The organism is Pseudomonas marginalis (assembly GCF_024169655.1).
Classification (GTDB): domain Bacteria; phylum Pseudomonadota; class Gammaproteobacteria; order Pseudomonadales; family Pseudomonadaceae; genus Aquipseudomonas; species Aquipseudomonas paraveronii.
Genome location: NZ_JALJWV010000001.1, coordinates 3,337,950 through 3,350,508, shown reverse-complemented (window position 1 = coordinate 3,350,508; position 12,559 = coordinate 3,337,950). Strand labels below are relative to the sequence as shown.

The 12,559-nt window shown below is 63.7% G+C and carries 7 protein-coding genes; 3 read left to right on the top strand and 4 right to left on the bottom strand.

The features are described 5' to 3' along the window. Window position 1 precedes the first annotated feature (1 nt). Window positions 2-4,879 (bottom strand): dermonecrotic toxin domain-containing protein, encoded by a 4,878-nt coding sequence (locus tag J2Y83_RS15100; RefSeq protein ID WP_253396360.1) that lies wholly within the window; start codon window positions 4,877-4,879, stop codon window positions 2-4. A gap of 141 nt (window positions 4,880-5,020) precedes the next feature. On the opposite strand from J2Y83_RS15100, the gene J2Y83_RS15095 reads away from it, so the two are divergent. From J2Y83_RS15095 to J2Y83_RS15085, 3 genes are all read left to right on the top strand, one after another. Then, entirely contained in the window at window positions 5,021-5,308 is a 288-nt protein-coding gene (locus J2Y83_RS15095) for a DUF5629 family protein (RefSeq protein WP_253396358.1), read from the top strand. Beyond that, the gene (locus J2Y83_RS15090; protein WP_307513320.1) at window positions 5,295-6,470 is read left to right on the top strand and encodes a lactonase family protein; all 1,176 of its coding nucleotides are present in this window, start codon (window positions 5,295-5,297) and stop codon (window positions 6,468-6,470) included. Before J2Y83_RS15095 ends, J2Y83_RS15090 begins: the two co-directional genes overlap by 14 nt. Before the next feature lie 155 nt (window positions 6,471-6,625). Further along, window positions 6,626-6,805, top strand: a complete 180-nt coding sequence (locus J2Y83_RS15085; protein WP_247407075.1) for a hypothetical protein — start codon at window positions 6,626-6,628, stop codon at window positions 6,803-6,805. A gap of 45 nt (window positions 6,806-6,850) precedes the next feature. On the opposite strand, the gene J2Y83_RS15080 is transcribed toward J2Y83_RS15085, so the two are convergent. Genes J2Y83_RS15080 through J2Y83_RS15070 form a run of 3 tightly spaced genes read right to left on the bottom strand, consistent with a single transcriptional unit; the run spans window position 6,851 to window position 12,317 of the window. Next, the gene (locus tag J2Y83_RS15080) at window positions 6,851-7,444 is read right to left on the bottom strand and encodes a glutathione S-transferase (protein WP_253396354.1); all 594 of its coding nucleotides are present in this window, start codon (window positions 7,442-7,444) and stop codon (window positions 6,851-6,853) included. Beyond that, window positions 7,441-11,079: an AAA family ATPase gene (locus J2Y83_RS15075; protein WP_253396352.1), complete on the bottom strand. Its 3,639-nt coding sequence runs from the start codon at window positions 11,077-11,079 to the stop codon at window positions 7,441-7,443. The genes J2Y83_RS15080 and J2Y83_RS15075 overlap by 4 nt, the downstream gene beginning before the upstream one ends. After that, complete coding sequence (locus J2Y83_RS15070; protein WP_253396350.1) at window positions 11,076-12,317, bottom strand: exonuclease SbcCD subunit D C-terminal domain-containing protein; 1,242 nt, start codon at window positions 12,315-12,317, stop codon at window positions 11,076-11,078. The genes J2Y83_RS15075 and J2Y83_RS15070 overlap by 4 nt, the downstream gene beginning before the upstream one ends. Between the last annotated feature and the right edge of the window lie 242 nt (window positions 12,318-12,559).

Below are 12,559 nucleotides of genomic sequence, written 5' to 3'. Positions count from 1 at the left end.
CTTATCGGCTTGCGCGCGGTGTGGGCGCGATCGCCAGGAACAGCTGATCCACCGGCGGCGTGATCAATACGTAGACAATCCGCCTGATCGGCTCGGCGCCCGGCTCCTGGGGGTTGCGCAAGCTGGCCTGGACGTGTTGCTTGAGCAAATCCTTCTGCGTGTATTTGCGCTGCTCCGCCAGTTTCAGATGGGCGCGGGTATAGTGCGCGGGCGGGGCGTCGGCGCTGGCGTAATGGAAGTGGGCATACCACAGCACCGTCGGCGGTTTTTGCGCTTTGTCGTACACCGCGTATTCGGTGAAGAAGTCGCCACTGAGGGTTGGCCGTTGCGGGTCGGCCAGGCTGGTCAGGTTGATATCGATCTGCTGGTGCTGCCACAGGTAGTCGAGGCTTTCCTGGGTCGGCCACTGACGCTTGTAGCCTTCGCTGCACACCCGTTCCGCCAGGCGCAGCATGTCGCGGGCCTGGGCCTGGTACTCATCGATCAGGTCCTGGGCCGAGGGTTTGTCGAGGTGGTCGCGCTGGATTTCCGCGGCCAGCGCCGTGAGTTTGTTCGCGTGCCCGCTGAGCAGCTCATCCCAGTCGCCAGGGTTGACCTGTTGGCGTGTGAGGGGTGAATCGAGCTTTTGCTGGTCGCTGGCAATGACACGCTCAATGCCGCTACGCTGTTCGATCAGGTCCTGGGCCAGGCCTTTGAGGGTCGCCAGTGTGCGGCCTCGCGGCGCCGGCATGGGGGCTGGGGAGGGCTGCTCGGCGGTGGTCGCCCAGCCGTCCGCATGCTTGTTGAAGGAGGCAACGGCTTCACCGGTCAGCGTATCGGTGAGGGTGAAGCGTTCCTCGGGGTGCTGCGCATCGGCCGGCTTGAGTTCGCCGATCAAATACTCTTTTTTGCGGGTCTTGAACACGCGCTTTGTCGGCGCCTTGGCGCGCAGGGTTTTCGACAGCGGCAGCACCACCTCCAACGCTTCCTGCTTGCGCACCACCGCTTCCAGCTCACTGTTCGCCAGCGCCTGGGCGTATTCGAGGCCCGCCAGCAGACGTTCGGCCTGCGGGCGCAGGCGGCTCGGGTTGAGCGCCTTGAGTACGCGGATTGCCTCTTCATAACGGCGGTACTTTTTCAGCACGCTCTCGTACACATCCCGTTGTTCGACCAGGGTGTATTCGGTGCTGCTGCGCACTTCGACGTGAGACAGCAACGCCTCGCTCAGGTCGGTTTGCTCCAGGCGTTTGACGTACAGTTCTTCCTGCGGCGGCAGGCGTATGTCGGTCATCTCCACGCTGGTGACGGCCAGGTAGTCGAGGGCGTTGAGCCGCAGGTTGTCGGGGAAAAAATTCTGCGGGTATTCGATCTGTGCCAGCAGCGCCTGGCGTATCGTGCGCCCGGCCAGCGAATCGCTTTCCAGCTGTTCCAGGGTGGTTTCCATGGCGGTGGAGACGTCGGCCATGTGCTGGCGAATGTCCGCCGACTCGATGGCGTTGCGCACGTATTCGTCGTAGACCGCTGTGTCGCCCAGCAAGTTGTTTACGAACATGCGGCGCGCCATCCGCGCCATGGGTTCGCCGGCGCTGGAAAAACGCACGGCGTTCAACCGGCCCAACAGCAGCTCATGGATAAACAGTTGTTGATCCCAAATCGTCTTGAGAATCTGGGCGCGATCATGCACATGGATGCCGGCGCCGCCGACCTTTTCCAGCTCCACACCCAATTTGACCATTTCCAGGCGCGGGGTCAGCGATTGGGCAAACAGCAGTTCCAGGTTCTCCAGCAGAATCTTGAACTCGGTGCGCAATTGCTGATGTTTGAGGGTTTCGCGCTGATGCCGTGCTTCCAGGGCAGGCCTTTGTTGGTCGCTGGCTTTTTGCAGGAGGTTCCACACCAATTGCACGGTCTTACGTTGTTTCACCAAGGTATCCAGGGCCGGTGATATCTGCGTCGCGGCGGCCTGGAAGGGCGCCATCAGGTGCTGCATGTCTTCGCTGAGCACCTGCACGCGGGCGATCACTTCTTTTTTACGGCGCAGGTTTTCTTCGCGCAAGGCGGCCATACGTTTGGGGCCGCCACCCAGCAGTTTGAGCCCGCGGTCCAGCGTCCAATGACCGTTGCCGTCGGTCCTCAGTTGAATCCCGGGATGCTCGGGTTTTTGTGGGTGAATGATGAACACGTCGCCGAAGCCCGGGACAATGCTGACCCGGAATAGCAGACCCGCCACCGAGGCATGCCACAGGCCGTCGATGCGGTACAACCCTTGGTGAGGCCCGATGTCGATCGGCGCGGGAGCCGGCACGGGCCACGGCACGTTGACGGCGCGCAGTTTCTCCAGCAGCGCGGCCGCGGCCGTGTCGCCGGCCAATGAGTGGTCGAAGTCCAACAGGGTGCGGCCGCCGCCGGGTGGTTCGCTGGGCAGGCCGATGACGCCGCGTTCGACCACCGCCGCCTGCCGGGTGATCTGGCCGGGCGCGCGCGTTGCGGGCTGTTCGTCGAGCGCAGGGCTGGCGGTGTGCGCGCTGAGGGGGCCTTGATGCACCAGCAGCATGCCGATGTTGAGCAGCAGGTCGACCCACGCCAACTCCTTCGCCCTGGGGTCAGGGCTCTCCAGCGCCGGCAGGTCCTGGGTCAGGCTTTGTGTCGCCTGGATCAGCCAGCCGATCGTCGCCAGGGGGCCGCGCACGGCCATCAACAAGGTGTTGAAGCCCAATTGCATGCCTTCGAGGATCAACGCCCAGCGGCTTTGTGTGTTCGAGGTCGACTCGCGCTCGGCCTGGTCCAGCAACTGGCGGGTTTCGCAGCCGAACAGATAGTCCATCAGGCTGCCGTGGCTGAGCGCTTGCAGGATTTCATCGCTGCTCGCATCGCCGGCCGCCGCCAGTTCGGCGGGTTTGGGCACCTCGGGCAGCCGGTCGAACTCCGAGCCGATGCCGATGCGTATGATGTGCGGCTGGCTGAACCCGCCGTTGCTGTAGATCGCCCTGGCCGGGTCGGCGAGCCAGGTCAGCACGCTTTCCTGTAGCGCACCGGGTTGCACGATAGCCGCCAACAGCTGCTCGCGGCTGGCGAATTCGAGCAGCGAATCGCGATAGGCCGGACGGTACAGCAGGTGCGGGCCTCGGCGGGTGTCGAGGGGTTCGATGATGAACATGTTTTGCACCACATCCGCCGTGGCCGCAGGCGTGCGCAGAAAGGCCAGGGGGCGGATCACGATTTCGTCGCCATCGACCCGGCGCGCCAGCGGGTTGGCGGCGAGCAGCGCCCGCACGCAGCGGGCGCCGCGTGCGGTCAGGCCCGCTTCGCCTCTGATCGCGTGCTCCAACGCCTGGGTTTTCAGGTGAACGGGCCGCTGTTGCGCGAACAGGCGCTGGCGTTTGCGTGCCACCTCCGTGTCGCTCATCAACTCCCGACGCAGGTAGGCGGGGTAGTTGCTGCCGATGTCCACACGCTGGACCAGTTGCAGCACGTAGGCGGGCGTCAACCACGCTTCGAGCGCACGGCCGGTGCGATGGCTGAGGGTCATGCGCCCTTTGGGGCTTCCCGACAGGTTCTTCAACGCCAGGTCCACCAGGCTCATGGAGACCGGCTCGATGTAACCGCCTGCAAGGCTGCCCACCGCGACATGAAAGGTCAGGGTCAACTCATCGGCCCGGTAGCCGGCGGCGCGTGCCGCGTCGTTGCAGGTGCGCTGGCTGCCCAGGGCGACGGCGCGATCCAGGCACAACTGGTGGTTCAAGTGTTCGGTGGCGTAGCTGCGCAGGGTTTCCAGGGCATCGAAATCTGAGTCGCCGAGGGTCTGGCGCTTGATCGCGGCCTGTTCAAGCAGGCATTCGCGGTAGGCCAGGCGGTCGGCGGCGCTGGCGCGTTGCAGCCAGTCGGGCAGGGCGGCCTGGATGGATGCCAGCGTAGCCAGCGCTGTACCGCTGGCGCTGGAGAAATCCCGCGCCGGTTGGGTGATCGCGGCAAACCGTTGTTCCAGGGCCTGCACCGTGGTGTTGGCCGGGAGTTGAAGGGCGGCCAGGTCCTCCAATTGCTGGTTGAGGATCAGCGCGGCCTGGACCTCGAAAATATTGCCGTCGGGTTCGTACTGCTGCCAGGTGATGCTGTCGGCACTGAAGCGCTGTTGCAGGCGGTCGGCCCAGGCTTGGCCGAAGGTGTCCAGGTCCCGATAGGCCTCGATTTCGCCGGATAGACGGCACAGCAACACCTGTTCGCGGCACACCACCAGCAGGTCGCTCGCTTGCAATGTGAGCAGGCTGCCTGCGTGCGTCAGGTGGGCTTGCAGCGTATAGGCATGAATCGTGTTGTCGGGGGCCGGGCGGCGTGCGCGGGTTGTGCGGTCGGGGTAGCGTGCCAGCGTATTGAGGATGTTCAGCGGTTGGGCGTGGCGTGCGGCAGAGTCGAGCAGCGCGCCTTGCAGCACGTTGGCCAGCCATTTCCAGCGGCTGCCGCCAGCGTCGCTGTCTTCGCCCCAATAGGCGGCCAAGGCGTCTTGGAAGCCGATGAACAGCAGCGACGGCAGTTCGCGAATGATGGCTTCGATGACGTCAAGAGCATAGGCGTGGGTGCCATTGGCCGGATAACTGAGCCGCGCGCCGCTGGTATCGCTCAAGTAGCTATCCAGGCCTTGGCGCGCCGACACATCGGGAAAGCTGCCGTCGGCGAGATGGCTCAGCGCGACCTCCAGCAATGGCAGCAACGCCCGCCCGCCACCGTCACGGGGCACGGCCAGGCGCAGGTCGGCGACGGGTTGCGTCAGCGGCGGGTATTTTTCCGCCAGGTTTCGCGCCAGCATTTGCGCGGTGACTGAGCGCAGGGTCGGGCGCTTGAGAAACTGGGCTTGAACCGCTTCCCGGAGCGGGTGGGCGGCGAGGGGGGGATTGCGGTCTGGCATGGGTATTCCTTTACGTTGAATAAAGACGTGCCCTTGCACGGTAATCCGCGGTGTGGCTTGGATGCGGTAGCCGGTTATGGTTTTAGGCCCTGGCGACAAAGTGGCCTATGATTAGCCCTTTGAACCTGACGAAAGACTGTGATGACTACTACTTTGACGGCCGTCCTTGCCACCAGCGACATGCTTGAAATCGACGGGCTGCACGCCTTCGAGTTCACACTGGAGGACGAACAGCTGCTGATCATCGCCATGGATGGCCGTGCGCAAAAACGCTGGAGTTTCAGCCTGGAACAGCTGCAGGCGGCGGTCTTCGATGAAACCTCGAACAGCTGGACCCTCACCGGTGATGTGGGCGAGCACCGCCTGTCCTGCGTGAACGCCTTCACCGGCAATAACCATGATGAGGATGAAGCGGATTATGATGCGTAAGTTCTGGCCCTTGTTGATCGCGGGCAGTGTCGGGGCGATGTCGGTGCAGGCGGCACCGGCCGACACCTATGAACTGTTGGTCGGCAGCTACACCGCCGGCAGCAGCGAAGGGATCTATCGCCTGCAATTCGACAGCCGCACCGGGCAGTTCCAAGGCAAGCCGGTATTGGCGGCGAAAGCGGCCAACCCGTCCTGGCTGACGGTCTCCAAGGACCAGCAGCATCTGTTTGTGGTGAATGAAAACGGCCCCGGCCAACAGGACGCGGTCGGTCGCGTCAGCAGCTACCGCATCGACCCGCAGAACCATCAGCTCACGCTGATCAACCAGGTACAAAGCCTGGGCAGCGAGCCGACGCATTCCAGCGTGGCCGCCGATGGCCGCTACCTGTTCGTCGCCAACTACTCGGTGCTCGAAGACCCGGGCGGCAGCCTGGCGATTCTGCCGCTGGACGCCCAAGGCAAGCTGTCGGCGCCGGTGCAGTTGAGCGGGCATCCGGCGAGCCGGGTCAACCCGGAGCGCCAGGCGTCCAACCATGTGCATTCGGTGGTGCCGTCGCCGGATGGCAAGTACGTGTTTGTGCAGGACCTCGGCGCGGACAAGGTGTTTGCCTACCACTACGACCCCAAGGCCAACCCGGAACGGCCCCTGACCCCGGCCAACCCGGCGTCGGTGCCACTGCCACCGGGCAGCGGCCCGCGTCATTTGCTGTTCAGCGCCGACGGTAAACACGCGTGGCTGACCACCGAGATGAGCGCCCAGGTCGCGGTGTTCGATTACCACGACGGCCAGCTCAAGCAAACCCAACTGGTGGACTTCGCTGCCGGGCAACCGCTGTCCAACAAGGCCGGCGCGGCGTTGCACGCATCAAGCGATGGCAAGTTCCTGTATGTGAGCAATCGCGGCACGGCCAATCAGTTGCTGGTGTTCAGCATTGACCCGGACACCGCACACCTCAAGGAACTGCAGCGCCGTTCCGTGGAAGGCGACCACCCGCGCGAGTTCAGCCTGGACCCGAGCGGCAAGTTCCTGTTGATCGCGAACCAGAAAAGCAATGAAATCGTGGTGGTCGAACGCGACCCCAAAACCGGCCTGCTCGGTAAAACCGTGCAAAAACTGTCGATCGATGCGCCCAGCGACCTCAAGTTCCTGCTGCGTCAATAAGCCACAGGCCCCGCACAGCGGGGCCTGATCCTCTTTATTAATTCGATTGATAACAGCTACTGTTTCAAAGCATTTCTAAGGCCCAACCCTCGGGCGTAAGTTGAGTTCCAAGGCCTCCACGGCCACTCAACCAAACGAACACAAGGGTTACCGACATGAACTTCAATCTCTTCTCGATCATCGCCGCCTCCGCTGTTTCCGCCACTGTCGCGTTGCCGGCTGCCGCCAGCGTGAACGTTATCGGCAAACAATCCAGCACCAGCGCCTACACCCAGAAATACCTGCAACAGAGTGCCAACTTCTACGCCGCACTGGATCACAAAACCCAGTACTGAGCGACATGTGGGAGCAGGCGTGCTCCCACACTCATTTAGGCCGATTCAGGTTTTTGCCATCACCGCGATAAACAGCGGCGACTCCAGAAACCATTGCAACCACGCCTGCACCCGCCGGTATGACGTGCGCGCAAACCACTCCCGATCGACATGCGCAAACTGCCGCACAAACGGCGCCACGGCCATATCCGCAAGGCTCGGGTGATCGGCCAGCAAATACGCGCGGTCTGCCAGCAACCCCTCCAGCTTCTGCAAAAACACCTCACCTTCGGCTCGATAATGTTCCATCGGCTGCTCCGGGTAGCGTTCGGCATACTTGTATCGATTCAGGTGATGTTTGAAGCCCTGGTCATTCTCGGCAATCAGCGCCAGTACCGCAGGATCACCCTGGAGCAACCAGTCTTGCGGGTCGTTTTGTGCCAAGGCCCAGCGCATGATGTCCAGGCTTTCGTCGATCACCCGGCCGTCGACGCTCAACACCGGCACCGTGCCTTTGGGCGACAGCGCGAGCATCTCGGCCGGCTTGGCCTTGAGGCTGACTTCGACAATCCGCACCGGCACACCGCAATAGCGCAAAGCCAGGCGGGCGCGCATCGCATAGGGGCAACGGCGAAACGAGTACAGCAGCGCCTCGCTCACTTCACCTCCACGGTGCTCAAGCCATTGCCCTGGCGCTTGACCTGGATCTGTACCGGGATGCGCTCGTGCATTTCCTGTACGTGGGAAATTACCGCCACCTTGCGGCCTTGGGCTTGCAGGCCGTCCAGTGCGTCCATGGCCAACTGCAGGGATTCCGGGTCGAGGCTGCCGAAACCTTCGTCGATAAACAGCGACTCGATCTTCAAGGTACTCGACGCCATCGATGCCAGGCCCAGCGCCAGCGCCAGCGAGACGAGGAACGTCTCGCCGCCGGACAATGAATGCACCGAGCGCAGTTCGTCGCCCATTTCCGTGTCCATCACCAGCAGGCCGAGCATGCTGCCGCCGCGTTTGAGGCGGTAGCGGCGCACCAGTTGGCGCAGTTGCACGTTGGCGTGGTGCACCAGCAAATCGAGGTTGTAGGCCTGGGCGATCTTGCGGAACGTGTCGCCGGTGGCCGAGCCGATCAGCGCGTTGAGGCGCGCCCAGCGTTGCCATTCGTCATAGGCCTTGGCGATCTGTTCGTCCAGGGCGTGGTTGGCGTCCTGGCGGCGCTGGTCTTCGGATTGCCGCGCGCGCAGTTCGGCGCAGTGTTTTTCGCCGTCGGCCAGTTGCTGGTTGAGCGCCGCCAGGCTGCTGTCCAACTGTTCTGCTTCCAGATTGCCGTTGTGCAGCGCCTGGTGCTCGGCCAGGCGTTGTTCGCGCTCCTGCAGCAGCACACTGGCTTGCTCGACGGCTTTTTCGCTGCTGTGTAGCTGCTGGCGCAGTGCGCTGGCGTGGGCGTCGTCGAAGGCCAGCAGGCGCTTGAGCCCGGCGTCGTCCAGGTCGGGGTGCAGGGCGCGCCACTCGCACAAGCGCGTCGCGAGCGCTTGCTGTTCGGATTGCAGCGTGTGCTGACGGTCCTGCTGGGCCTTGAGGTCGGCGGCCAGTTGGATCAACGCGTTGCGGATGTCCTGCACCTGTTGGTTGGCGTCGGCTTCGCGTTGGCGTGAATGCGCCACGGCCTCTTCGAGTTGCTGTTGCCAGTCTTCGGCACGCGGGTGCTGACCGAGCAGGCCGCTGAGTTTTTCCTGGGCCGCGTGTTGCTGAGCGGCCAGTTCGCTGACCTGCTGGCGCAACGCGTCAAGTTGCTGCTGGCGATGCTGCTGATGGGTGTGCGCTTTCTCGATCGCCTGCTGACGCTCTTGTTGCTCGGCCAGTTCATCGCGCTGGTGGGCCAGCTCTTCGAGACGCTGGCTGACCTGTTGGTCCAACAGCATGAAGGTCGCCGCCGGTTCGCTGCGCAGCCCTTCCAGTGTTTCGGTCGGCAACAGGCTGGCGAAGGCCTGCAGTTCTTCGTCGAGGCGTTCGCGGTCGTTGGCCAGCTCGCGTTGCTGGTCGATCAGCAGTTGGCGAGCTTGCTGGCCGGCGTCTTGGGCTGCTTGTAGCTGTTGCTGCAGGCGCCCGGCGTTTTGTTGCAGGTTGAGCAGGGCGCCTTGGCGTTGCTCGTCCTGGCTGATGTTTTGCGTCAGTTGACTGAGCTGCTGGGCCAGCCAGTCGCTGCGCCGGGCGCCGTCCTGATTGAACAACGAGGCCGACAGCGGGTGCGCGTCCAGGCTGGGCGCCAGGGCGTGCTGTTGCGTCGTCAGTTGCTCCTGTTGTTGCAGGAATTCTTTTTGCTGGGCGATCAAGCCGCCGACTTCGCCGCGCAGTTCGGTGAGTTTTTCCTTGAGGCTGTCGACGGCTTGCTGCGCCATGGCCTCTTCGTTTTCGTCGTGGCGACCGAGGCTGTGCAGCAACGCTTCGGGCTGGTGATACGGATGCTCATGGCTGCCGCACACCGGGCAGGGCTGACCATCCTGCAATTGCTCGCGCAACTCTTCGACGCTGGCACTGCGCGCCAGACGCTGGCGCTCCAGCAACTGCTTGGTCACCGTCAGGGTTTGTTCGGCGACCGTGAGTTCGGCTTTGGTGTGCAGGCCGGTCTGGTTCAACCGGTCGCGTTGTTGTTGGGCGTCCGACAGTTTCTGCGTCAATAAGGCCGCTTGCTGGTCCAGCTGTTGCTGGCTGTCCCACAGCCGGGTCAGGTCTTCAAAGGCGCGTTGCTGCTTGCGATTGTCTTGCAGCAGGCTGGCGAGCAACTGGATCTGTTCGGCGACGGCGTGAGGCTCGGCACCGGCTTCCTGGTACAGCAAGTCGAGGGCGTCGCGTTGTTGGGCGAACTTCTCGGCGGCGGCGGTGGCGCGCTGTTCAAGTTGCGGCAGTTCGGCCTGGCCCTTGTTCAGGCGATTGCCGATCAGCATCAATTGTTGCAGGCGGTCGCGGTAGACGTTCCAGGCCTCGCTCAACGGTGCGAGGGCGGCGCTGCGTTCCAGGCCGGTGGCCAGACGTTGCAGGCGCTCGGCGACGTGGCTGTGCTTTTCCTGCAACCCCTTGAGCAAGGCCTGACCTTCGGCGCAGGCGGTTTCGTGCTGTTGCTGGTCCTCGTTGCGCTTGGCCAGTTCCTTGGTCAAGTGGGCGAGGGTGTTCTGTTCCTCGAAGGCCTGGCGCAGCAAAGGCACGGCGTCGGCCTGATCTTTCAGGGCCGCGGCCAGCGCCGTTTGGGCGGATGCCTGCTGCTGTTGGGCTTGTTCCTGGCGCTCATGCAGATCGGTTTGCTGCTCGATATGCGCTTGAATGTGCGCCGCCAGCGGCGTGAGCACGGTGTCGAGTTCCGCCTGGCGCGCGAAGTGATGGCGCTGCGGTGCCAACTGTTCCAGGCGGCTCAAGTCCTCGCGCTGCGGACCTTGGTTGTCCCAGTGTTGCTGGGCTTGCTGCAACTGTTCGACGGCACTGAGCTGGCGCTCCTGCCATTCGCGCAGTTCCTTGAGCCAGGTGTGCTGCAGCTCCAGTTGCTTGAGCTGGGCTTGCTCGGTCTTGAGCTGTTGTTGCGCCTGGGCCAACTGTTGGTCCAGTTCGGCGCGGGCCTCCGGGGCCAGGGGCACCACGCCGGTGGCCTGGTCCTGCAGTTGTTTGTGGGCGTCCTTGGCGTCCTTGGCCTTGTCGAACGCGCGACGGCCGAGCTGGGTGTAAAGCGCAGTGTCGGTGAGCTTTTCCAGCAGTTCGCTGCGCTCGTTGTCGTTGGCCTTGAGGAAGGCACTGAACTCGCTTTGCGCCAGCAACACGGCGCGGGTGAACTGCTCGAAGTTCAGGCCCAGGGCCAATTCCAGTTGGGTCTTGTATTCGGTTTTCTGGCTCGCCAACAGTTGGTCGCTGTCCAGGTCGATCAGGCTCTGCCGGCTGTTCTGCAACTTGCCGCTGGCTTTGTCGCGGGCGCGGTTGGCTTCCCAGCGCGCGCGGTAGCGGCGGCCGTTGACGCCGACAAAATCCACCTCCGCATAGCCGCCGCCGGTGCCGCGTCGCAGCAGTGTGCGCGGGTCGCCGATGGAAATATCGCTGTCGGCGTCGGGCATCTTGGCCTGGCCGGTATCGCCCAGGCGCGGCACGGCACCAAACAGCGCCAGGCACAGCGCGTCGAGCAAGGTGCTTTTGCCGGCGCCGGTCGGCCCGGTAATCGCGAACAAACCGGCGCTGGCCAGGGGCTCGGCGGTAAAGTCGATCTCAAACGGGCCGGCCAGGGAGGCGAGGTTTTTCAGGCGGATGGCGAGGATCTTCATGGCTGTTCGCCCTCCTGTTGCACTTCCTGGAGCAGCACCGCGAAATCCTTCAAGGTCTGTTCATCCACTTCACTGCCGTAGTTGTCCTGCCAGGCGCGGCTGAACAGCTCCTGAGGGGTGAGCTGGTCGAGTTCGATCAAGCGCTCGTCGTTCGAGTCGTCGCTGCCGCGTTTGCCGGCGTACTCGGCGGCGATGCGCACCAGGCGCACGGCTTTGCCTTGCAGGGCGGTTTCGATTTGCTGGCGCAGGTCGGGCTGCGGTTCGTCGAGGCGTACCCGCACTTCCAGCCAGGGCTGGCGCTGGGTTTCGGCGAGCAGGTCGATGTCGGGCAGCTCGCCCAATTGCTTGAGGATGTCGGCCAGGGGCGCGGCTTCCAGGCGTTGCAGGTTGACCGCGCGCGGGATCAGGCGCGGTTCGACGCTGAGCAGGGCTTCGCCGTCGAAGGTCACGTCGAGAATCTGGTGCTGATAGCCGATTTCGGAAAACGACAATGGGATTGGCGAGCCGCTGTAGCGAATGCGTTCTTCGCCGTTGACCCGCTGCGGCTTGTGCAGATGGCCGAGGGCGACATAGCTGACGCTGGCGTCGAACAGGCTGGCGGGCAGCGCTTCGGCATTGCCGATGATCAGGCTGCGCTCGGAGTCTTCCGACACCGAACCGCCGGCCATATGCGCATGGCTGATGGCAACCAGCGCCTGGCCCGGCTGGCGCTTGGCGTTGGCGGCTGCGATCAGCCATTCATGCACCTGGCCAATGCCGCGCAGGTAGTCGTCGCCCAGGTGCGCCCCGGTGACTTCCGCCGGGCGCAGAAATGGCAGCGCCAGGCACCAGGCGGCGATCTTGCCGTCGGCGCCGGGCAGCGGGATCAGCAACCGCTCGGCATCCAGTTGCCCGTCATCCAGCCACAACACCCGGCCCAAGGCATGGGTGCGCAAGCGGCGCATCAACGGTGCGGGCAATTCGATGCGCGAGCCGGAGTCGTGGTTGCCAGCGATCATCACAATCGTGAGATTGGGGTTTTGTTCGTGGGCGCTGATGATGAAATCGTACAGGCGCTCCTGGGCTTTGAGCGGCGGGTTGACCGTGTCGAAGATATCGCCGGCGATCAACAGCACATCCGGCGTGTGCGCGCCGAGCTGGCGCAGCAGCCACTCGAGGAAACAGGCGTGTTCGAAGTCGCGTTCCTGGCCATGCAGGTTTTGCCCAAGGTGCCAGTCGGAGGTGTGAAACAGACGCAAGGCGAGCTCCGTGGAGAAGATGAAAAGGAGAGGAGTTTACCTGTATTGCGAACACGCTGCTCCAGACGACGCAGATCCAGTGTGGGAGGGGGCTTGCTGCGATGGCGGTGGTCCGCTTGCTCAGTGTTGTCTGGCCCACCGCCATCGGGGGCAAGCCCCCTCCCACAGGGGTATGCGGTGTGTGTTATGCCTTGGCTGGCAGGCAATTCAGGGCGCGGTCGGACAGGGTTCGGGACATTGTC

Coding starts and splice junctions, on each gene's coding strand:
- J2Y83_RS15085 (WP_247407075.1), top strand. CDS start 6,626: ATGAACTTCAATCTCTTCTCGATCATCGCCGCCTCCGCTGTTTCCGCC.
- J2Y83_RS15095 (WP_253396358.1), top strand. CDS start 5,021: ATGACTACTACTTTGACGGCCGTCCTTGCCACCAGCGACATGCTTGAA.
- J2Y83_RS15075 (WP_253396352.1), bottom strand. CDS start 11,079: ATGAAGATCCTCGCCATCCGCCTGAAAAACCTCGCCTCCCTGGCCGGC.
- J2Y83_RS15100 (WP_253396360.1), bottom strand. CDS start 4,879: ATGCCAGACCGCAATCCCCCCCTCGCCGCCCACCCGCTCCGGGAAGCG.